This is a genomic window from Campylobacter sp. CCUG 57310 (genome assembly GCF_013201975.1).
Lineage (GTDB): Bacteria > Campylobacterota > Campylobacteria > Campylobacterales > Campylobacteraceae > Campylobacter_A > Campylobacter_A canis.
Map to the genome: position 1 here is coordinate 434,295 of NZ_CP053845.1, position 21,352 is coordinate 455,646.

Below are 21,352 nucleotides of genomic sequence, written 5' to 3' on the forward strand. Positions count from 1 at the left end.
CTTTCTTAAATTTATTACATTATGCTTTTTTGACTTATTAAGACGCCTTCAATTATCTTTTTTATATCTCCGTCAAGTATCGCGTCAGTCTGAGAGTAGGCTAAATTTGAGCGGTTGTCCTTTACTTGCTGATACGGGAAAAGCACGTAAGAGCGTATCTGATGACCCCAGCCGATTTCGCTTTTTTCGACACTTGCGCTCGCTTCTTGTTGCTTCATAAGCTCAAGCTCATAAAGGCGAGATTTTAGCATTTTCATAGCGGTTGCTTTGTTTTTATGTTGGCTTCTATCGTTTTGACACTGCACGACTATACCTGTCGGATAGTGCGTGATTCTAATTGCACTTTCGGTTTTGTTTACGTGCTGACCGCCGGCACCGCTTGCTCTATAAGTGTCTATCTTGATATCTTTTTCATCGATTTGTATCTCTATATCATCATCAATCTCAGGGCTTACCATTACGCTTGTAAAGCTCGTATGCCTGCGTCCTGCACTATCAAACGGGCTTGTTCGCACAAGTCGGTGAATTCCGTTTTCCGCCTTTAAGTAGCCGTAGGCGTTTTCGCCTTTTACTATGAAACTTACGTCTTTAAGACCCGCTTCATCGCCCTCTTGAAAATCAAGTGTTTCTACCTTAAAGCCCTCTCTTTCGCAAAAGCGCAGATACATACGATATAACATGCTCGCCCAGTCGTTACTCTCAGTGCCTCCTGCGCCAGGATGGATGGTAACGATAGCGTTTTTGTTATCGTCTTCGCCGCTAAGTAGCATTGAAATTTCTAAATTTACTATTTTTTCTTCAAGTGCGTCTGCATCTTCGTAGAGCGAATTTAGCGTCTCTTCGTCATTTTCTAAATTTGCAAGATCGTAAAGATCTCTTGTGTCGGTAAGCGCGTTTTTGGCCTCTTTAAATTTTGCGAGTATATTTGTTATTTTAGTCTTTTCTTTGCCGATTTGTCCTGCGCGCGTGATATCTTGCCAAAAACTTGGATCGTTTTCAAGTTCGCTTATGGCTTCAAGGCGTTTTTCTATCTCGTTTGGTTTGATTATAAGGGCGATATTGTTGGTTTTGGTTTCAAGTTTTTTAAGAAGTTCGGTGTATTCGTAGTTGTCCAAATTTATCTCCAAATTTATGTTTTTTGCGTGATTATAACATATTTGGTTAAAGCTTAATTTTTAAAAGATAAAATTTTGATATAATTGGCGAATTTTAAGATTAAGGTAGAAATATAAGATGCAAATATTTAGAACCGTTAATGAATTAAGAGAATTTATAAATTTGGTAAATCCCGAAATCGGTTTCGTGCCTACCATGGGGGCGCTGCACGACGGGCATATAAGCCTTATTAAAAGATGCATAAGCGAAAATGAAATTTCTATCGTTTCTACGTTTGTAAATCCGACTCAGTTTTTACCGGGCGAGGATTTGGATGCGTATCCTAGAAACGAGGCTAGAGATATTGAGATTTGCAAGCAGTGCGGAGTTGATGTGATGTTTATTCCTACGGCAAATCAACTTTATTTTAAACACGAACCTCTTATCAGCGCACCTGAAAATTTAGCTTCTATTTTAGAAGGCGCTACAAGACCGGGGCACTTTGACGGAGTTTTAAGAGTGCTAAATAAGCTATTTAATATAACTTGCGCAAAAAGAGCTTATTTTGGCAAAAAGGACGCTCAGCAGCTTGCAATAGTGCAAAACATGGTCGCTACCAATTTTATGAATTTAGAGATAGTTCCTTGCGAGATTGTAAGAGACAATAAAGGACTTGCGCTTTCTTCGCGCAATGCTTATTTAAACGAAGATGAAAAAGAAGCCGCTCTTAAGCTTTCATCATCTCTTATGCACGCTTCAAATTTGATTAAAATGAAGCATTTTGGAGCTAAAGAGATAAAAGAGCAGATGCTTGAAATTCTAAGACCTCTTAAGGTGGATTATGTAGCGATCGTTGATAGAAGCTTTCATGAAATTCCAAGAGTTGAGCTAAAAAATAGCATAATTTTAATCGCGGCTTATGTAGGCAAAACTCGTTTAATCGATAATTTATGGGTATAAAATGCAAAATTTAAATACAAAAAATCAAAAACAGCTTCACCTTATCTCGCTTGGCTGTAATAAAAATTTAGTAGATAGCGAAATAATGTTAGGCAGGCTTAAAAGCTATGCTATAACCGATGATATCGGACATGCGGATGTTATCATAGTAAATACTTGCGGATTTATCGATTCTGCCAAAGAAGAGAGTATAAGCGCCATACTTAGAATGCATGAAGCGCGCAAAAAGGACTCTTTGCTTGTTGTTACGGGCTGTTTGATGCAAAGATATCGCGAGGAGCTTATGAAAGAGCTTCCCGAGGTGGATCTTTTTACGGGAGTTGGGGACTATGACAAGATCGATGAGATAATACTTAAAAAGCAAAATTTATTTAGCCCATCTACTTACCTGCAAACTAACGAAGAACGCGTTATAACAGGCTCAAACTACCACGCCTACATCAAAATTTCAGAAGGCTGTAATCAAAAATGCAGCTTTTGCGCTATACCTACCTTTAAAGGTAAGCTAAAGTCGCGCGCTCTTGAAAATATCGCAGATGAGGTAAAAAAGCTGGTCGCAAAGGGGTATTATGATTTTAGCTTTTTAAGTCAGGATTCAAGCTCTTATATGAGAGATCAAGCCGTTAGCGACGGGCTTATTAAGCTTATAGACGCGATTGAAAAGATAAGCGGAGTAAAGTCGGCTAGAATTTTATATCTTTATCCAAGCACCACTTCAGACGCGCTCATACGTCGTATTATCGCTTCACCGGTATTTCATAACTACTTTGATATGCCTATTCAGCATATCAGCGAGAAGATGTTAAAAGTGATGAGAAGAGGAAGCGGCGCAAAGCGTATAAAAGAGCTTTTAACTATGATGAGGCAAGCTGAAAATTCGTTTTTAAGAACGGGCGTCATCGTAGGACATCCGGGAGAAAGTGAGGCTGACTTTAAAGAGCTTTGCGAATTTTTAAGCGAATTTAAATTTGATAGAATTTCAGCTTTTGCCTATTCTTGCGAAGAGGATACTTTGGCTTATGAGATGGAGCAAATCCCTGCAAAAACAATACAAACTCGCCTCTCAAAGATAGAAAAGATCATAAACAGCGCAATAAAAGAGAGTTTTGCAAATGAGCAAGGCAAGCGAATTTTAGTCTCAATAGACGGCATAAGCAGCGAGGGAGAGATGTTTTATGGCGCTAAAAAGCTCATTTGGGATAAAGACATAGACGGTGAAATTCTTATAAACGAAAGCGACATACAAGAGCTTGAAACGGGCGGTCTTTATGAGTGTGAAGTAAGCGAAGTCGTGGATAAAACTCTACTTGCCCGTGTCATAAAGCATGCCTGATATCAGCCTTGCCGAGCTTGAAACTCTAAAAAGCGGTAAGAATTTACTTGCTTTTTCGCACGGAGTTGATAGCACGGCTCTTTTTTATCTACTTGAGGATGCGGGGGTTAAATTTGATATCGCGATTGTTGATTATAACTTAAGAGCTCAAAGTAAGCAAGAGATAGCAAGCGCTAAAGAGCTGGCTTTAAAATTCGCAAAGCAGATTTTTGAGCTTAGCGTTAAACTTGAGGGCGCAAGTTTTGAGTGCAGGGCAAGAGAAGTTAGATATAAGTTTTTTGAGCGAATTTGTAAGGAATTTGGCTATACGAATTTGATTTTAGCTCATCAGCTTGATGATAAATTCGAGTGGTTTTTGATGCAGCTTAGCAAGGGAGCGGGGTTAAGTGAGCTTCTTGGCATGAGTTCTTTTGAAAAAAGAGCGAATTTTAATCTCATTAGACCGCTTTTGGCTGTAAGCAAAAAACAGCTTTTAGAGTTTTTGCAAGAGCGCAAGCTTAGGTATTTTGTCGATGAGACAAATTTGCAAAGCGACTTTACTCGCAACAATTTTAGAGCTAAATTTAGCGAGCCGTTTTTGCATAATTTTGCCCGCGGAGTGGCAAAAAGCTTTGAGCTTTTACAAAAAGATAAAGAAATTTTAGAGCCTGAAATTTTATATGTTTTTGAGAATTTTTATCTGGTTAAAAACGATATAAACGTAATTCGCGGGATTGATAGGGTGTGTAAAATTTTAGGCGTAGTGATGAGTGAAGCTCAAAGAAAAGAGTGTGCCAGATGCCTAAAATCCCGAGCAGATTTAGTTGTAAGCGGTAAAATATCGGTAGGGTACACGCAAAATTTTATCTTTATATCGCCATTTGTAAAAGCCGTTATGGATAAGAAATTTAAAGAGGCTTGCAGGGTGTTAAGAGTGCCTAAAGTAGTAAGACCTTATCTTTTTAGTAGAGATTTTGACCTAAATAAATTAAAAGATATTTTAGCCTACTGAAAGCTTAAATTTAGCGTTGTCCGTAAACTTTGATGTTAAAAGTCGTATGGATTTTATCCTCTTGTCCGCGCATGTTTATAGGGAAATCTACTTTTATTATATTGTCGTATTTGGCAAGCGCATCTATAAAATCATAGAATTTACTCGGAGTTTGAAGTGATGTCGTAACTTCTAGCTCGTATCTTAAAAACTTCTCATTAGTGTCTTTTGGCGGAACTTCGGCAAGCTTTACTTCGCTAAAAAATTTACTTGCAAAAGCGCTGAAATTTGCCTTGTCGAATTTGGTTTCAAAAGCCTTAAATACAAGCCTTTGTTTTTCTTTCATATCATTTAAATTTGCGTTTTTAGCGTTATAAATTTGATTGATTTTGGTTACGCTTGCAGTTTGAGAGCGATTTTGTAAATTTATCTCGCGATACTCTTTGATATTTGGCACGATAAAAGCAAAGATCATCACCAGGCAAACTATCACAAATACCAGCATATAGATTAAAAGCTTTGCTATATCGATCTCTTCTAGGCTTGTATCTTTACTCATTGTAACCTTCCGAGTTGTCGATTTTGTTTGTGCTTATGAAATTTAGCCAGCCGTTTTTAAGCTGATAAAATGTCGTGTTTGACGTGCTAAAAATTGATTTGAGCGGTGCCAGTAAAAGCATATTGTAAGTATCTTTGTTCGGTGTAACGCCTTTTATGATAAGCGAGTTTTTGTCCATCACTACTTCATTAAGAGTAATGCTATCAGGAACCAGGTCAAAAAGGTTGTTTAGGCTTTGTTTTAGTATAGTGTTTGAGGCAAAAATTTCATTTGCCAAGTCGCGTTGCTCTTGCAATTTTGCGGTAACCACATCGTTTTGGGCGATATCGCTTGAAATTTGCTCGTAAGTTTGCTTAGCTGAAACGATACTTTGTTCAAGCATATGGTTTTTAAAAACAAGAAATAAATTTAGCGATGCCAAAAGCAAAAACACAATACCGATAAGAGAGATCCAAATTTTACTAAATAGGCTAAAAATAGGCTTTTTAAGAGGTTTAATCAGGCTATAGCTATACATCATATTCCCGCCTCGTCTATCATAAGTTCGGTCATTAGTTTAAGTGTATTTATCGGATATATCGAAGTTTCAACGAGCAACTCCGTTTCCAGGAAGTGTAGGAATGTTGCGCTTGTTTTAGCGTTGTCAAATATGATAATTTGCTCGATAAAATCGCTCTCATAAAGCGGATTTGAATAAAATTCCCTTAGGGCCGAAGTTATGTATTGATACATACTCATATCTCTGCCAAATATAGACACGGATACCGTTACGTCGCTTGAATTTGGCATATTGATATCATAATCCAAATCGGCAAAATCTTCTTCGTTTCCTTGTGTTTTAACAAGGTCATCAAGGCTATCAAGACTGTCTAAACTCTCAAAACTACTATCAACTTCGGCTATAAAATCATCGATATCATCGATACTTTCTTTATCAAATTCTCCAGCCTCTTCACCGATAGAAGCTACTGTATCGGTTGTCTTGGCAAAAGCTCCGAATTTAAGCTCCGAGTGAGAAGCTATGCAAAGCGCAAAAGAGTCTTTGTGATTGTAGATATAAAGGGTGTTTTTTTCGCTTAAGCCTTTTTGAAGTATCATCTTATGAAGCAAAGCTATCGGCGAAAAGATAAGATCGACCCCGATATTTTTAAATTTGGCTTTAGCCTCGGCAATATCGATAAGATCAGCGTATACATACCAGTTTTTATCTACTTTTGTATAACCAATACCCTTAAGATCTATACCAAATTTCTTAAAATCATCATCGCTTCTGCAAGGAAGAGCGCCTTGTCTTAAAGAGTCAAAAAATAGCGCCAAATAAAGCCATTTGTACTCTTTTTGCTGTCTTTTTAGGTAGCTGATTATCTTATCGTTTATGTTGTTTTCATCATCGTTATCAAATTTGGCTTCAACGGTCTTTATCACTTTGCCGCCTCTCATAACTTTACCGTAAAATAGACACTGTTTAGCCTCTATAACTACGCTAAGATATAAGATACTAAAAAAACGGCGAATAGAAAACGACATAATTCTCCTAAAATTTATAGTGCTTTATCTTACCTAAAATTGGCATTAATTGCAATTAAAACAGCTCTTCTTTAAGCTTTACAAATTTATCTCGCATATTTTTTGCTTCATCTTGGATATCTTTTGGCGTTAGAGTTGAAGGCTTTAACCTATCATATCCGTCTATTACGATCTCGCACATTATGCGGATACGGTTGGTGTCTGCTTTGCCAATCTCTTTAGCCTTGCTTATGTTTAAAATTTGCTCTAAATAACTATTTGCTTCCTCTATGTATTTTGTGTATTTGAGTGCGATTTGGCTTTGCTTCATCACCGTATTTGCCATCTTGTTATAGATGTCTTTTTCGTAAGCTTTTTGTGCTAACTCATAAGCTTTTTGATAATTGCCGATTTGGTAATAAAATTTAGACTGCAAAGCGTCCTGATACGAGCCGTTTGTGGCAAAGAACGCCCAAGAAGCGACTATGATCGCAGTTGCTAAAACTACTATAAAAAATTTACTATTCATCGCCGGTTCTCATTTTCTTTTTTATCAAATTTTTAGCGTCTTCAAGGCTTAAATTAGCAACGCTAAAAGACTCTGAGAGAGTAAAATTTATAGTTGAAAACGGCTTTGGCAATATCATCTTATCCCAGCTTTTAAATTGCCAAAATTTACTCGCCTCATAGTTTAAAATTTGGATATTTACATTTTGCTTTTGAGCTATTATCACGGCTCCGTCCGCTACGCTGTGGCGTGGGCCTCTTGGTCCGTCGGGAGTGATTATCACGTCATTGCCAGATTTTATCTCTTTAAAGGCGTTTATAAGAGCCTTTGCACCGCCTTTTGAGCTACTTCCCCTGATGGTTCCTATGCCAAAAAATTTAATCACTCTTGCGATTATCTCGCCGTCTTTATGATCGCTGATAATTACTTTGCCGTGCCTTTTAAATTTGCTCCACCAGTGCAAGTAGGCAAAGCTCATCATGGCTATGCGCCCATGCCAAAAGAGCACGACGCACGGAGAATTTTGTAAATTTGTCTTGGAGTAGGTCTTTTTGCAGGTTAAAAATATGAGCCAAATAAGAAAATATATGGCGTAAGTGGTGAAATTTATAAAGAGCGCTCTTTTAAATTTAGCCCACCAACTCGCCATAAAGAACCATTCTTTTTGGATTTGTGATTTTTACTTTTAGTGTTTTGCCAAGTAGCTCTTCGCTGCCATCTACTTGAACCAAGAAATTATTAAAGCTTCTTCCGGCAACTGCGCCGTTTGCTCTTAGTTCTTCAAAATAAACCTCTAAAATTTTATCTTTTTGAGAGGCTGTTATCTCGTCTAAAATTTCATTATGCCTGCTTTGAAGCCTTGTTAAACGAGCCGAGGCGATGTTGTCTGGAATTTGATTTGTAAATTCCGCCGCTTTTGTAAGAGGGCGAGGGGAGTACTTAAAGCTAAAAATTTGCTCAAATCTAACACGCTCAAGCACATCCATCGTATCTTCAAAATCAGCGTCCGTTTCACCGGGGAAAGCCACGATGATATCGGTGCTTATGCTTACATCAGGACACATCGAGCGAAGTTTAAGTGCGCGGTCTAAAAACCACTCTTTAGTATATCCTCGCTTCATCTCGCGAAGAACTTTTGTATTACCGCTTTGAAGCGGCATGTGCATGGATTTGCAAATTTTGGGATTATTTACAAAAACTTCTAAAAATTTATCATCCATATGAAGCGGGTGAGGGCTGGTAAATCGAATTCTCTCAACCCCATTTACCTCGCTTATCTTAACGAGCAGATCGCTAAAATCCATCTTTTCGTGCGAGGCTGAAAAGCGCTTGCCGTAGTTATTTACGTTTTGTCCTAGTAAAAATATCTCTTTAGCGCCACCGTCTGCTGCTTTTTTAACTTCGCTTAAGATCAAATTTGCAGGTATTGATATCTCGTCGCCTCTGGTGTGTGGTACGATACAATAGGTGCATTTCTTATCGCAGCCTATAGAGATGTTTATGTGTGATTTATAAGGAGAGCTTCTAAATTCTCCAAAGGCGTATTCGCTCTCGTCGTGATTTATGTCCGTGCTTATAAATTTCGGAGTGTTTACGGCCTGTGAAATTTTACTTACGTTTCTTGCACCTAAAACGAAATCCACATAAGGGGCGCGCTTAAAAATTTCACTTCCAAGATGACTTGCCGTGCAACCGCATACTCCAATTTTAGCTCCGCTTTTTTTGGCTTTTTCAAAGCTCCCAACTTCGCTAAATAGCTTATGCACGGGCTTTTCGCGAACCGAGCAGGTGTTTATAAGGATAAGATCGGCATCCTCCATCTTATCTGTTAGCTCGTAGTCCTCTTTTTGCTTAAGTTCTGCGATGATATGCTCGCTATCGCGCACATTCATAGCACAACCTAATGTCTGTATGAAGAGCTTTTTTTGCGTAGCGTTACTCAAAGAATATGAACCTCATACATGTAGTCGTTCTCGTCAAGTCCGTATTTGACCGTTCTGTGATATACACTTAGCCCTTTTTCTTCAAAATGCTCTATTAGGGCGATTAGCTGCTTGTGGCTATTGTCTTTATCGAAATAAAAAATTTTCTGTCCATCTTTGGAAACTGCGGCTTCGATCTTATCGAGCGAAATTGTCTTTGGTTTCGCGTCAATCTCGTTTCTGGCTAGTTTTAGCTCCATCTTTTATCCTTAAAGTTCTGTTTCGTAATCTATTAATATATCAAAAATATCATAAAATGGCTATTAAACTTATTAAAAGTATATATTTTATATAATACGAATCTACGCAGATAAAATCCCGTGAAATTTATTATTTGGAGATATAGTGGAAAAGATAGCAGATATCATAGAGTCAATAGCAAACGAAAAAGGTTTAGAAATAGAGGACGTAAAAGAGCGCGTTATAAGGGCTCTTGTAAATACGGCCAAGCGCGTTTATGGCGAAAATTACGAATATGATGTCGTTATAGACAGCGCAAGTCGCTCGCTTCGTTTGTATCAAAAAATCACGATAGTGGCTAATGACGATGAGCGTTTGCAAGAGGATAACGAGCATTTTTTAAGCTTGGATGAGGCTAAAAAGATAGATAGCGGGGTTGAGGTAGGAGATGAGCTTACTTATGAGCTAAGCACTGATAATCTAGGCAGAACTGCTGCTCAAACGCTTCATAAAGAGCTTGAATACCACATACAGCGCCTAATGGAAGAGAAAATTTTCCAAAAATATCAAGACATGATAGGGCAAATGGTATTTGGAACCGTTACTCGCGTAGATAGCGAAGAAAATACATTTATAGAGATAGATGAAATTCGTGCCGTTATGCCACGTAAAAACCGTATCAAAGGTGAGAAATTTAGAGTCGGAAACGTCGTAAAAGCGGTTATTAAAAGCGTGTATATAGATAAATCTCAAGGCATTAGAGTTGAGCTTAGCAGGACATCTCCAAAATTTTTAGAAGCTCTTTTAAAAGCCGAAGTCCCAGAGATCAAAGATGGACTTGTATTGATCGCCGCAAGCGCTAGAATTCCGGGTGAAAGAGCAAAAGTCGCACTTATCTCAACAACTCCAAACGTAGATCCCGTGGGCGCAACGGTCGGCACTAAAGGCGTGCGCATAAATGCCGTGACAAAAGAGCTAAACGGAGAAAACATAGACGCGATAGAGTTTTCAAGTGAGCCGACTATCCTTATAACTCGAGCGATGGCGCCTGCTATAATAAGTGCCGTTAAGATCGTTGATGAGAAAAAAGCCGTCGTAACTATCGCAAGCGAGCAAAAGAGCAAGGCAATCGGCAAGAGCGGTATAAACATACGTTTAGCAAGCATGCTCAGCGGATTTGAAATCGAGCTTGTCGAGCTTGGCAGCGTGAAAGCAACCGAAGATAAAGAAGAGAGCATGAAAGATCTCAAGGCTCTGTTTGGTGATTTGTAGGTTGAAATTCGATTCGGCAAGGCTAAAAACAGCTTTGCCGAAGAGTAAATTTGCTAGTTAAAATAGCGTAAATTTAAACTAAATTATTTATTTTTAGTAGATCTGTGAAGCGGATGTTGGTAGTCGTTTCTCTCACAGCCGCTTAGTAAAAATCCAGCTAAAAATATCATCGATACAAGCAATACTTTTTTCATTTATTTCCCTTATTTTTTGAATTTTCGCGATTATATCCAAAAATTTCACTATATTAAAAATTTATGCAAAAACGGCTACAATCTAGAAATTTAAAATTAAGGAAAATTTGTGTTGCAAGCACTCGCACTTAGATATCGCCCCCGAAATTTCGACGAACTTATCGGACAAGAATCGGTAAGCAAAAGCCTAACTCACGCACTTAGTGAAAATCGCCTAACTCATGCGTATCTGTTTTCGGGTCTTCGCGGAAGCGGTAAGACTTCAAGCGCTAGAATTTTTTCAAAGGCGCTAGTTTGCGAGAACGGACCTACTTCAAAGCCGTGTGAAAAGTGCGCTCATTGCGTCATGGCTAACGAGTCTCGCCACATCGATATCATCGAGATGGACGCGGCAAGCCACAGAAAGATAGACGACATCAGAGAGCTTATCGAGCAGACGAAATACGCCCCTGCGGCGGCGCGGTATAAAATTTTTATCATAGACGAGGTGCATATGCTCACTCGCGAAGCCTTTAATGCGCTTTTAAAGACGCTTGAAGAACCTCCAAGCTATGTGAAATTTATCCTTGCTACAACCGATCCGCTTAAGCTTCCCGCTACCGTGCTTTCGCGCACTCAGCATTTTAGATTTAAGCAAATTTCAAAGCAAAACATCATCAAGCATCTTGAATTTATCCTGAGTAAAGAGGGTGTGGAGTATGAGAGCGAGGCTGTAGAAATTCTCGCTCGCAGCGGGTCCGGTTCGCTTCGTGATACGCTTACTTTGCTTGATCAAGCTATTGTTTATTCGCACGCAAAGATCACTCAAAGCGTGGTTGCCGATATGCTTGGGCTACTAGATCCTGCACGTATCGAAGAGATTATGCAAGTCGTGATGAGTGGCGATAGAGCAGCGATGAGCAGGCTCGTAAGCGAGATTGAGAGCTATGACGGAGAGATGATAATTGATGAATTAATCGCAAATTTAAAAGAGAATTTTTTAAGCGGAAGCAACAAATATTCACTGCTTTTATACGAGAGATTTTTTAGAATTTTATCCGAAGCCAAGAGCATGCTTAGCGTAAGTAGCGATAACGGTTTCGTGCTTAGCATAATGCTTTTTATGATGATGGAAGCGATAAATTTAAAGCCTATTGACGACATGATAGGAAATTTTGAGCTAAAAGAGCAGGGCTTAAATTTAAGCTCTCCTACAGCTAAGCAGGCTCAAAAGGCTCAAGTAAATACAGCTGCTAAAATGGTATCAAAAAGCCCGTATGAACTGTTTTTGGATAAAATTTACGATAGAGATTACTCACTTGGAGAGTGCTTTAAGGAGTGCATTGAATTTTTGGAGTTTAAAGATAACTGCTTGAGCCTTTCTTCAAATGCAAGTGGAGTCAACCAAGAAAAATTGCGCTCCAGCTCAAAAGTTATAATGGAAATTTTACGTGCGAATTTTGGTTCAGAGGCAAAGATTAAGATTGCCCCAAAAGAAATTCAGCCTAAAATAGACGATAAAAACGAAGCGAATTTATCCAAGAGCGATATGGCTAGAGCTAGGCAAGATATGGAGCAAATTTCAAGTCCGAATTTAGCCGAGCCAAGTCAAGAGTTTCAGTCAAATTTTAAGCCTTATCTTGGCGATAAAAGAGATAATACCGAGGATTTTACTACCGCTTATTCGCTAAAATTTCAAACCGATTCAGGCATTGTGGTTGATGATATGGCTTTGCTTGATATGGAGCTTGAAAAGATTGAAGAGCAAAGCAAGGATACAAGTAAGCCAAGCGAAATTCCCGAAGTAAAGGTCAAGATAGACGATTCTACTATGCTTAAGCCGGAATCAACTGAGTCAAAATCGCCCGAAGAGTTGCAAAACGCTAAAAACCAAGCTATATTAAAAGAGGCACATAGGCTTTTTGGCGAACCTGAAATTTTAAATTTGGGCTAATAAAAAAAGAAAGCTAAAATTTGAGCTTTAAAAGACTCAAATTTTAATCATTTAATATCGACAAAAGCTCTTTGTTGTCTTTTGTTTTAAGCATTTTTGCATACAGGAATTTAAGCGCTTCCACATCATCCATCGAAGCGATGGCCGAGCGTATAGCCCAAATTTTTTGAAGTTCATCAGGCTTTTGAAGAAGCTCTTCTTTTCTCGTGCCTGATTTTAAGATATTGATAGCCGGATAAATTCTGCGGTCTGAGATGTTGCGATCAAGCACGATCTCGCTATTTCCCGTGCCTTTAAATTCCTCAAATATAACCTCATCCATTCTTGAACCCGTGTCAATAAGCGCGGTTGCTACTATCGTCAAGCTTCCGCCGTCCTCGATGTTTCTAGCCGCTCCGAAAAATCTTTTCGGTTTGTGAAGCGCGTTTGCGTCAACTCCGCCCGTTAGCACCTTGCCGCTTGGCGGAGTTACGGTGTTGTAGGCGCGTGCAAGACGGGTTATACTGTCAAGCAAGATGATGACATCCTTGCCCATTTCAACTAAACGCTTTGCTTTTTCGATAACAAGCTCTGCAACTCGTACGTGATTAAGCGCAGGAAGATCAAAAGTCGAGCTGAACACTTCGCCTTTTACGCAGCGCTGCATATCGGTAACTTCTTCAGGGCGTTCATCAACCAAAAGCACCATAAGATGCGCTTCAGGATGATTTCTTGCTATACCGTGAGCAAGCTCTTTCATAAGCTCAGTTTTACCGCTTCTTGGAGGTGCGACGATAAGTCCGCGCTGCCCCTTTCCGATAGGTGTAAAGAGATCAAGCACGCGACCCGTAAGCTTCATCGCGTCATACTCAAGGTGAAGCTTTTGAGTCGGAAATAGCGGAGTTAAGTTATCAAAAAGCGGTCTTTCTTTGGCTTCCGCTAGAGGCATGTAATTAACCGCTTCGATTTTAAGCAGGGCGTAATATTTTTCTTGATCTTTTGGCTCTCTAACTTGACCGGTTACGATGTCGCCCACACGAAGGGCAAATTTGCGAATTTGAGAGTTTGAAACGTAAGCGTCGTTAGAGCTGTCGCTTAAATTCGCATCAACCGAGCGTAAAAATCCATAACCCTCGTTGGTAATCTCTAAAATCCCCGTAAATAATATAAAACCGCCTTGTTTGGTCTGCGTTTTTAGGATTTCAAATATCAAATCTTGTCTGCGAAATTCGCGAGGATTTTCCACTCCTACGGTGTTTGCTATCTGCACCAGATCTTCCAGGCTTAGCATGCGAAGTTCTTCTATCTTGTGTCCGTCTACAGGAATATGAGTGCGAGTATTTTGATGTTTTTTCGTAGTTTTTGTGGTCTCTGAATTTGCTTGCGCAGATTGATTAGTGTTTTCCATTAGTCCTCTTTAAATTTACTGGATAAATTATAGTAGAAAATAAAGTTTCAAAAGAAGTTCTTTGAAGTTCGTATTTTATATAAAATTTGCTTTGTTGTCAAGTTTAACTCGTGCTCTAAAATAGTTAAAAAATATGATAAAATGGCGAAAATCTTAATAAAAAGAAGTTTAAAATGATGCAATTTAAAGACGGCGAACGTGAAAAAAAGATAATAAAAACCGCTTTTATAGGTATAGTTACGAATGTTATTTTAGCAAGCATTAAAATTTTTATAGCGCTTGCTTCAAATTCCGTAGCTATCATCTCTGATGCGGTAAATAACCTAAGCGACGCATTTTCAAGCTTGATAACGATTTTTGGATCAAAGCTTGCTCAAAAGTTGCCTGACGAGAGCCACCCGTACGGATACGGAAGAGTTGAGTATATCGGAGGGCTTATAGTCTCTATCATAGTTTTAATGCTTGGTTTTGAGTTTTTAAAAACCTCGATAGAAAACATTATAGAGCCCGTTACTACGACATTTACTCCGGCTCTCTTAATCATACTTTTTATCGCTATATTTGTAAAATTTGCCATAGCGTTTTACTATAAAAAGATGGGAAATTTAACCAAATCCATAGCCTTAAAAGCAGTCGGACAGGAAGCCTTAGGAGACGCCATAATATCTTGCGTAATACTTGTTAGCGCAGGACTTTCGTACTTTGCAAATATCCAGGTTGACGGCTATGCAGGAGCCTTGGCTTCGCTTTTTATCATTTATAACGGCGTGATTTTGATTAAAGAAACCTTTGATAGGATTATCGGCGGGCGAGTGGAAAAAGAAGTAAGCGATGAAATTTATAAGGCGGTTAAGGAGTGTGAGATAGTTCTTGATGCGTATGATCTGATACTTCATAACTACGGTGTTGAGCGATATGTAGGTTCGATAAACGTAGAAGTTGACGAGCATATGAAAATTTCAGAAATTTCCCAGCGACTAAATGAGCTTCAGATAGAAATTTACCGCAGATATCGCATATATCTTGTGTTTGGAATTTATAGCGTAAATTTAGGACAAAACGACACTAAAGAGTGCGTAAAAAACCTATTAAGCGAATTTAAAAGCATACTGAATTTACACGCATTTTTTATAAATACGGATAAAAAAACGGTTAGATTTGATGTCGTAGTTAGCTTTAAAGAGCGAAATTTAGACGAGCTTAGAGCCAAAATGGAAAGTGTCGTTTCGGCGCAGTTTCCCGGATATAAAATTTTTATCGTTATCGATAGGGAGTTTACTTAGAATTTATCCTTGGCGCGCAAAGTTTGATTAGAAGCTGCGCGCTTTGGAATTTTTATCAAATTTGGCGTATATTACAACGGATACGATTATGATAGCTCCGTAAATCACTCGCGTATAAAATGCGTCAAAGCCCATGGCTACGATACCGCTTTCCATTATGCCGATGATTATGCTGCCTATGAGCGTTCCATATACGCTTCCGCTTCCTCCGCTTACGCCCGTACCGCCGATAAAGATCGCCGCAAATACAAGCAGCATGTATCCGTCTCCTTGCGTAGGCCACCAGTTGATAAACTCAAGACTCAAGATAATGCTTGCAAGTGCGCTCATCACGCCCATATTGATGAAAAGCAGGTATTTGCTTCTAGCAACGTTTATGCTTAGCATTTTAGCGGCCTTTGCGTTATCGCCCGAAAACAAGATATTGTCTCCGAATTTGTGTTTAAAGATCATAATGTAAGTTAGTATCGCCAAAACGGTCGCGATGATTGACTGAGCGGGTATTCCTGCAAGTCTGCCTACAAAAAATTCCTTTAAAAAGCCTTCGGCACTCGCTAAAGATAGTGAAAGTCCTCCGCTTAGCACCACGGCAAGTCCTCGCCAGAAAAACTGTGTGCCGATAGTTGCGATAATGGAAGGTATTTTTGCGTTTATAACCAAAAGCGCGTTAAAAGCTCCGCTAAGTGCACCAAAGCCAAGGCTTGCAAGCGTAGCTAAGGCTAAATTCCCGCTTGCTTTAAAAACGTAAGAAAATACAAATCCGCTCATCGCCATCGTCGCAGGAAAACTCATGTCAAACTCGCCTGAGATGATAAGAGGAAGCAGACCAAGGCAGAGTATGAGTATGATAGGCACAGAGGTTAGGTAGCTAAAATAGATGTTTTTGGCTAAAAACACCTCAGGCGAAAAGGCTGCAAACACTCCTAAAATCACAAAAAGTATCGCCGTAATGACTAAATTTCTACTCATAAAATACCTTGTAGAGTGAATTTAGATCCGAAATTTCGCTTTTATCTAGTTCTTGCTCTATCACTCCGCTTCGCAAAAGCACGAATTTATCGGCGATATGAAAGGCTTGATTTAAGTTGTGAGTGATGATTATGATGCTTAAATTTTGCTCTTTGAGCTTATCTAAAAATCCCATAAATCGCTCGGTCTCATTTACTCCAAGTGCTGTTGTAGGCTCGTCTAAAATTAAAATTTGTGATTTAAAATAAATCGCTCTAGCTATAGCAAGTCCTTGCTTTTCGCCTCCGCTTAAGTTGCTTGCAAGGCTTGTAGCATCAATCCCCGCTCCGCTAAAACCCATGAATTCTTTTAAAATTTGATTTGAAATTTCTATCTCTTTTTTCTTGTCAATAAGACCGAATTTCGTGATATGACGAGTGGCGAATATGTTTCGATAAATCTCTTGAGAAAGCCCGAGCGAACTATCTTGAAAGACTACTTCCATGCCTAAATTTCTAGCTTTTAGCAGGTCAAATTCTCCCTTTTTTATAGGAGTATCAAGCACGCTAAAGCTATCAAATTTATCAAACCTATCATAACCGCAAAGGCACTTGATAAGAGTTGATTTACCAGCTCCGTTATCGCCTAAAAGAGCGATTGTCTCGCCCTTTTTTAGGTTAAAATTTATGCCTTTTAAAATTTTGGTATTTCCAAAACTTTTAAAAGCGTTTTTAAGCTCTATCGCGTTATCTGATGCCATTTTTTACTAAAGGCTCGATAAGAGCGATATTTTTAGAGGTTATAAATCCACCTCCCGTATCAACCTTAAATCCTGAAAATCCGTATTTTTTGCTCATTACGATTTGTACGATGCTAAAATATCCTTGAAAAAACGGCTGAGCGTCGGCAACTAGGTCGATTGAGCCGTCTTTAATCCCTGCAATCGTGGCAGGAGAGAGCGAAAATCCTGCGATATTTAGCTTTTCTTTATCTAAATTTAGGCTTTTCATGAATTGCGGTGATTGCGCCGTTAGCGCACCGTGATCAAACACTACAAGCTTGGTATCGGGATGCTTTGCCATGTAAGCGCCAAATACGCTAAGTCCTAAGCTTGGGTCTTTGTTTATCTCAGGTGAAATTTCGATGTATTCTACCTTTAAACCTTTTTCTTTAAACACCTCAAGCATAGCCTTTGCTCTAAGACCTCTTACAGGCATGCTAAGCAGACCCCATACCATCACCTTTTCGCCGCTTTTCATATCAAATTTTTGCACAGCTTCGTGCGCCATAGCCTTGCCGCTTTCGTAGTTGTTGCTTCCCGTATAGCCAAATCCGCTTGACTTAAAGGCCTCTAGGCTTTTTGGAAGCTCGGTATCTATGCTTGTTACGTTTATGCCTTTTTCTATCGCATTTTTGATAAGCGGCTGATATAGCTCGTCTCCAGGATGACCCATCACTATGATGCCGTCAGGCGATGTTGCAACGGCGTTTTTGAAATTTTCAACCATCTTGTTTGGATCCCACTCGGAATACACCACCTTAAGATCGACATTTAGGTCTTTTGCCGCCATTTTTGCGCCGTTTGAGATAACGCTTGAGAAGTTATCGCCGATACTTCCCGCTTCAAAATAAACTTTAAGCTTATCGCTTGCCGTAACCGAGCCTGCAAGCAGTAAGCAACTTAGTAAAATGCTCTTAAATTTCATATTTTCTCCTTAAATTTTGTTTATAAAAGCTCTATAAAAGCCTCTAGTCTTGTACGTATTTGTCCGCTGTCTTGCCTTGAATAATCAGTCTCTAAACTCATATAATTCGCACCCGCCTCCTTACTAGCTTCTCTTATTTTATTTGTCTCTATAGCGTATGTATGACACCCGCTTAAAACTATATCTATGACGCCGTCTGCGCTGTATTCTTTGATAAATTCCTTGATGATTTGCGCTCTTTTGTCGTTTTTATACATCACCGAACATGGAATTTCAAGATATCTTTTAGCGATATTTTCTATCAAATTTCCTTTTTCTTCGACCAAATTTCGGTAATTTTTCGTTCCGACGCAGTTTTCAAAAGCGACCACGTCAGCACCTAAATTTTCTATCTGTTTTATTATTTTTTCATACACTCCGCCGCTTGGACAGCCGGTTATGATTATACGCTTTTTATCTGAAAGTTTAGCTTCTAAATTTTGTTTAGTCGCCTCTATGAAGGCTTTGAGAGTTTTTATCTTCTCTTTTTTATCGTAAATAAATTCGCTTGCAAATAGTATCTCGTGAAGTTCGCTACCTTTAATAGGGCTTGGGATGGCCTTGTTTAGCTCCATCAGCTCACACATCAGCTCGCGCTCCTCGTTGTGGATTTTTACCGCTTCAAAGAGCTTTTCTTGGGTTATCTTAGCTTTGAATTTCTCTTGTAAAAACTCCTTAAAGCTTATTAGCTCGTCCTTCCAAAGAGCTAGCGAGCGCTTATTTGTCATATTTGGAAGCTCTAAAATATACACCGGCTTGTGGTTTGCAAGCAGTTCATACATCTTCTTTTTGCCGTCGCAAGTAGTCTCTCCTATGATGATATCGCTTGCGTTCATATAAGGGCATTTTTTGCTAACCGCATATCCGTAGCTTGCTTTTATAAGCGGACAGAGATTTCTTGGAAGCTCTTTATGCGCGATATTTATAGGGCTTTCGTCATTTGCACAAAGACTGACGGCAACTCCGCCTGCAGCGTATATCAGCTCTTTTGGCGAATATGTACAAAACGTGCCTACTATAGGCTTGCCCTCAGCTTTTAAATTTTGCAGTTCAAAGGAGTTGCGTTTTTTAAGTTTTTCAAAATCCATTCTCATGATTTTTCCTTTTTAAGTCCGATCAGGCTAGCTCCCATCGCTCCGCAAAATATCGCATTTTCATCGGTAAAAACTTCTCTTTGCAAGTGATTTGCGAGCAAATTTTTAAAAAGACTTACCCTGCTAAGCCCGCCGCTTAAAAAGTAAATTTCACTCTCCAGCCTTTTGGTTAAGGAGGCTACCTTTTGAGCGGACGAATCAATGATACCGTAAGCGATTTGCGTTTTATCTACGCCGTTTGCCATTAGCGAGATTATTTCTGATTCGGCAAATACGGTGCAAGTGGAGCTTAGTTTGATATTTAAATTTTTCTTTGCGGTGGAGTAAACCTCGTTTATATCAAGCCCGAGACGATTTGCCATAACTTCGATGAATTTGCCCGTTCCTGCAGAGCATTTATCATTCATTATAAAGTCTTCGGGCCTGTTTGCTACGATTTTGATAGCCTTTGTGTCTTGTCCGCCTACGTCGATTACCGTGCAATCTTTCGGGAATAAAAAATTCGCTCCCAATGCGTGACATAAAATTTCAGTCGTAGTAAAATTTGCGTATTTAACGCTTACTCTGCCGTATCCGGTTGCGGTTATAAAGCTTGGGAAGTAGTTTTTCTCTTTTAAAATTTCATAAATTTCATCCGCTATTTTTACCCCGCTAAATCCTGTAGGGCGCAAAAACAACTCTGTAAATTTTTGATAGTTTTTATTAAAAACAGCCACTTTTGTAGATGTTGAGCCGATGTCTATACCGATGAGATACATTGTGCGCCTTGCGTTTGTGTTTCTAGCCTTAGAACTTGCAAAATTGTAACAAAGTAACGATGTTTTGTCAAACGATAAATTTAGGACATGAGCGCATATCCTAAATTTTAAATTCGCTTAATCAATCAAGATTAGTGTTCGCTTTTAACGCCTGCGCCGCAAAGCGAGATGATGCTGTCTCCTGCGATCTCGTGAGTTTTTACATACTCTTCATACGCAGCATATATCGCAGCAGTAGTATGCTCTACGTAAAATCCGCTTTTCGCCAGATGCTCTCTTGCAGGCAAAATCGCACTTTCGGGTATCGTTATCACTTCGCGCTTACCTGCGTATTTGCTAGCTAAAATTTCATACCCTCTCATCGGCTTTCCTATGGCTATGCCTTCAGCTTCGGTCGGCTTTACGACGATATCAAGCGGCTTATCTTTAGCGCCGAAAAATGGAGCGCAATTTTCGCTTTGTACGATAAAAATTTTAGGCAGCTTTTTTATAAGCCCCGCTTCAAAAAGCTCCGTAAGTGCAAGCTCGCAGCCGATTAGCAGCGTGCCGTTGCCAACAGGCAAGAAGAAGTTATCAGGCACACGTCCGAGCTGCTCGTAAATTTCATACACGTAAGTTTTAGTGCCTTGATAAAAGATCGGATTATATACGTGATTTGCGTAATAAATGCCTTCATCTCGAGCTTTTTTACGGCATGCGTCGGCCGTTTCGTCGCGAGTTCCGTCAAACACCGTTGCCGTAGCGCCAAAAGCTTTTATCATGTTTATCTTTTTTTCAGAAGTTCCTTTTGGGACGTAAATTTCACACTCAATCCCTGCTCTAGCGCAATAGGCAGCAACCGAATTTCCGGCATTTCCGCTACTGTCTTGAAGGACTTTTTTAACTCCTATACTCTTACAAAGCCAGATAAGAAGTGCCGCTCCGCGATCTTTAAATGAAAGCGTAGGCATCGCATAATCCAGCTTAAAGTAAAGCTTATCATCGAATTTAACGCATGCCGTCATGCCCTCGCCAAGCGTGATCTGCTTCCAAATTTCATTTTGAAGCGGCATAAATTTGCGGTAGCGAAATAGGCTAAATTCGCCCTTATCCACAAGATCAAGCGAGAATTTAGGCGGAGTAAATTTAAGCTCGTAAAGCCCACCGCACTTGCACTCAAAGTTTAAATTTTCAAGCGAAGCCTCGCTGCCGCAACTTGTGCATTTGAAATTTGCCATTTTTATTCCTTATAAATTTGATATTTTAGGTCTAAATCATCGCCACTTGAGCTTCTATTTCAACCAAGCAGCCAAAATGAAGTGCCGAGGTAGGCACGACTACACGCGCAGGTTTATGCTCGCCAAAAAACTTCGCATACTCATCGTCTATATCGTCCCAAAACGCTATATCGGGCGTATAAACTCTGCACATTATCACGTTTTCTTTTTTGGCTCCGGCTTCGGTTAAAACCGTCTGTAAATTTGCAAGCGCCTGCCTAGCATGTTCTCTAGCGCCGCCTTTTGGAAGCTTCATGGTTGCTGTGTCGATGCTAAGCTGACCTGAGACGTAAAGTATGCCGTTATGCTCGATAGCGGGGGTATAGTGAGCCTTTCTGTTTTTTGAACTTTGAGTCTGGATCTTTTTCAAATTTGCTCCTTTGATGAAA

General features: G+C 39.5%; 22 protein-coding genes. 6 read left to right on the top strand and 16 right to left on the bottom strand.

Annotated elements, in window-relative coordinates; genetic code table 11:
- Positions 1 to 14: 14 nt before the first annotated feature.
- A complete protein-coding gene (gene prfB / locus CORI_RS02190; protein ID WP_172200116.1) occupies positions 15 to 1,115 on the bottom strand; it encodes a peptide chain release factor 2 in 1,101 nt (366 codons plus the stop codon).
- Positions 1,116 to 1,233: 118 nt separating this feature from the next.
- Between prfB and panC the strand changes: the two genes are divergently transcribed.
- From panC to tilS, 3 genes are read left to right on the top strand one after another with little or no spacing between them, the layout of a single operon-like run.
- The gene (gene panC / locus CORI_RS02195) at positions 1,234 to 2,055 is read left to right on the top strand and encodes a pantoate--beta-alanine ligase (protein WP_169939988.1); all 822 of its coding nucleotides are present in this window, start codon (positions 1,234 to 1,236) and stop codon (positions 2,053 to 2,055) included.
- A gap of 1 nt (position 2,056) precedes the next feature.
- Complete coding sequence (gene rimO, locus CORI_RS02200) at positions 2,057 to 3,388, top strand: 30S ribosomal protein S12 methylthiotransferase RimO (RefSeq protein ID WP_173030627.1); 1,332 nt, start codon at positions 2,057 to 2,059, stop codon at positions 3,386 to 3,388.
- Complete coding sequence (tilS, locus tag CORI_RS02205) at positions 3,381 to 4,379, top strand: tRNA lysidine(34) synthetase TilS (protein WP_173030628.1); 999 nt, start codon at positions 3,381 to 3,383, stop codon at positions 4,377 to 4,379. Before rimO ends, tilS begins: the two co-directional genes overlap by 8 nt.
- A gap of 10 nt (positions 4,380 to 4,389) precedes the next feature.
- Here tilS and CORI_RS02210 read toward each other — a convergent pair whose 3' ends face one another.
- The 7 genes from CORI_RS02210 to CORI_RS02240 are packed head-to-tail and all read right to left on the bottom strand — an operon-like array spanning position 4,390 to position 9,113.
- Positions 4,390 to 4,917 (bottom strand): hypothetical protein, encoded by a 528-nt coding sequence (locus tag CORI_RS02210; RefSeq protein WP_173030629.1) that lies wholly within the window; start codon positions 4,915 to 4,917, stop codon positions 4,390 to 4,392.
- A complete protein-coding gene (locus CORI_RS02215) occupies positions 4,910 to 5,434 on the bottom strand; it encodes a hypothetical protein (RefSeq protein WP_173031907.1) in 525 nt (174 codons plus the stop codon). The genes CORI_RS02210 and CORI_RS02215 overlap by 8 nt, the downstream gene beginning before the upstream one ends.
- Positions 5,434 to 6,444, bottom strand: coding sequence for a hypothetical protein (locus CORI_RS02220; protein WP_173030630.1), 1,011 nt, complete (start codon positions 6,442 to 6,444; stop codon positions 5,434 to 5,436). The genes CORI_RS02215 and CORI_RS02220 overlap by 1 nt, the downstream gene beginning before the upstream one ends.
- Positions 6,445 to 6,499: 55 nt before the next feature.
- Positions 6,500 to 6,952: a hypothetical protein gene (locus CORI_RS02225; RefSeq protein WP_173030631.1), complete on the bottom strand. Its 453-nt coding sequence runs from the start codon at positions 6,950 to 6,952 to the stop codon at positions 6,500 to 6,502.
- Positions 6,945 to 7,580: a lysophospholipid acyltransferase family protein gene (locus CORI_RS02230; RefSeq protein ID WP_173030632.1), complete on the bottom strand. Its 636-nt coding sequence runs from the start codon at positions 7,578 to 7,580 to the stop codon at positions 6,945 to 6,947. The genes CORI_RS02225 and CORI_RS02230 overlap by 8 nt, the downstream gene beginning before the upstream one ends.
- Positions 7,561 to 8,874 (bottom strand): tRNA (N6-isopentenyl adenosine(37)-C2)-methylthiotransferase MiaB, encoded by a 1,314-nt coding sequence (miaB, locus tag CORI_RS02235; protein ID WP_301952206.1) that lies wholly within the window; start codon positions 8,872 to 8,874, stop codon positions 7,561 to 7,563. Before miaB ends, CORI_RS02230 begins: the two co-directional genes overlap by 20 nt.
- Complete coding sequence (locus tag CORI_RS02240) at positions 8,871 to 9,113, bottom strand: HP0268 family nuclease (RefSeq protein ID WP_169940004.1); 243 nt, start codon at positions 9,111 to 9,113, stop codon at positions 8,871 to 8,873. The genes miaB and CORI_RS02240 overlap by 4 nt, the downstream gene beginning before the upstream one ends.
- Before the next feature lie 145 nt (positions 9,114 to 9,258).
- Here CORI_RS02240 and nusA point away from each other — a divergent pair, with 145 nt between their 5' ends.
- Both nusA and CORI_RS02250 read left to right on the top strand, forming a co-directional pair.
- Positions 9,259 to 10,365, top strand: coding sequence for a transcription termination factor NusA (gene nusA / locus CORI_RS02245; protein ID WP_169940006.1), 1,107 nt, complete (start codon positions 9,259 to 9,261; stop codon positions 10,363 to 10,365).
- Between the two features lie 306 nt (positions 10,366 to 10,671).
- Entirely contained in the window at positions 10,672 to 12,492 is a 1,821-nt protein-coding gene (locus tag CORI_RS02250) for a DNA polymerase III subunit gamma/tau (RefSeq protein WP_173031908.1), read from the top strand.
- Positions 12,493 to 12,535: 43 nt separating this feature from the next.
- Here the strand turns inward: CORI_RS02250 and rho are convergent, their stop codons facing one another.
- On the bottom strand, positions 12,536 to 13,879 hold the full coding sequence (gene rho / locus CORI_RS02255; protein WP_169940008.1) for a transcription termination factor Rho: 1,344 nt from the start codon (positions 13,877 to 13,879) through the stop codon (positions 12,536 to 12,538).
- A gap of 173 nt (positions 13,880 to 14,052) precedes the next feature.
- Here rho and CORI_RS02260 point away from each other — a divergent pair, with 173 nt between their 5' ends.
- On the top strand, positions 14,053 to 15,162 hold the full coding sequence (locus CORI_RS02260; RefSeq protein WP_173030634.1) for a cation diffusion facilitator family transporter: 1,110 nt from the start codon (positions 14,053 to 14,055) through the stop codon (positions 15,160 to 15,162).
- A 27-nt stretch (positions 15,163 to 15,189) separates the two neighbouring features.
- Here the strand turns inward: CORI_RS02260 and CORI_RS02265 are convergent, their stop codons facing one another.
- From CORI_RS02265 to CORI_RS02295, 7 genes are all read right to left on the bottom strand, one after another.
- Positions 15,190 to 16,131, bottom strand: a complete 942-nt coding sequence (locus CORI_RS02265; protein WP_173030635.1) for an ABC transporter permease — start codon at positions 16,129 to 16,131, stop codon at positions 15,190 to 15,192.
- Positions 16,124 to 16,870, bottom strand: coding sequence for an ATP-binding cassette domain-containing protein (locus CORI_RS02270; RefSeq protein WP_173030636.1), 747 nt, complete (start codon positions 16,868 to 16,870; stop codon positions 16,124 to 16,126). Before CORI_RS02270 ends, CORI_RS02265 begins: the two co-directional genes overlap by 8 nt.
- On the bottom strand, positions 16,857 to 17,816 hold the full coding sequence (locus tag CORI_RS02275; protein ID WP_173030637.1) for a substrate-binding domain-containing protein: 960 nt from the start codon (positions 17,814 to 17,816) through the stop codon (positions 16,857 to 16,859). Before CORI_RS02275 ends, CORI_RS02270 begins: the two co-directional genes overlap by 14 nt.
- Before the next feature lie 20 nt (positions 17,817 to 17,836).
- Positions 17,837 to 18,949 carry a double-cubane-cluster-containing anaerobic reductase gene (locus CORI_RS02280; protein ID WP_173030638.1) on the bottom strand — a complete coding sequence of 371 codons (1,113 nt, stop codon included), beginning with the start codon at positions 18,947 to 18,949 and terminating at the stop codon, positions 17,837 to 17,839.
- Positions 18,946 to 19,707: an acyl-CoA dehydratase activase gene (locus CORI_RS02285; RefSeq protein WP_173030639.1), complete on the bottom strand. Its 762-nt coding sequence runs from the start codon at positions 19,705 to 19,707 to the stop codon at positions 18,946 to 18,948. Before CORI_RS02285 ends, CORI_RS02280 begins: the two co-directional genes overlap by 4 nt.
- Positions 19,708 to 19,838: 131 nt before the next feature.
- Positions 19,839 to 20,924 carry a threonine synthase gene (locus CORI_RS02290; protein ID WP_173030640.1) on the bottom strand — a complete coding sequence of 362 codons (1,086 nt, stop codon included), beginning with the start codon at positions 20,922 to 20,924 and terminating at the stop codon, positions 19,839 to 19,841.
- Positions 20,925 to 20,955: 31 nt separating this feature from the next.
- A complete protein-coding gene (locus CORI_RS02295; protein WP_173030641.1) occupies positions 20,956 to 21,333 on the bottom strand; it encodes a RidA family protein in 378 nt (125 codons plus the stop codon).
- Between the last annotated feature and the right edge of the window lie 19 nt (positions 21,334 to 21,352).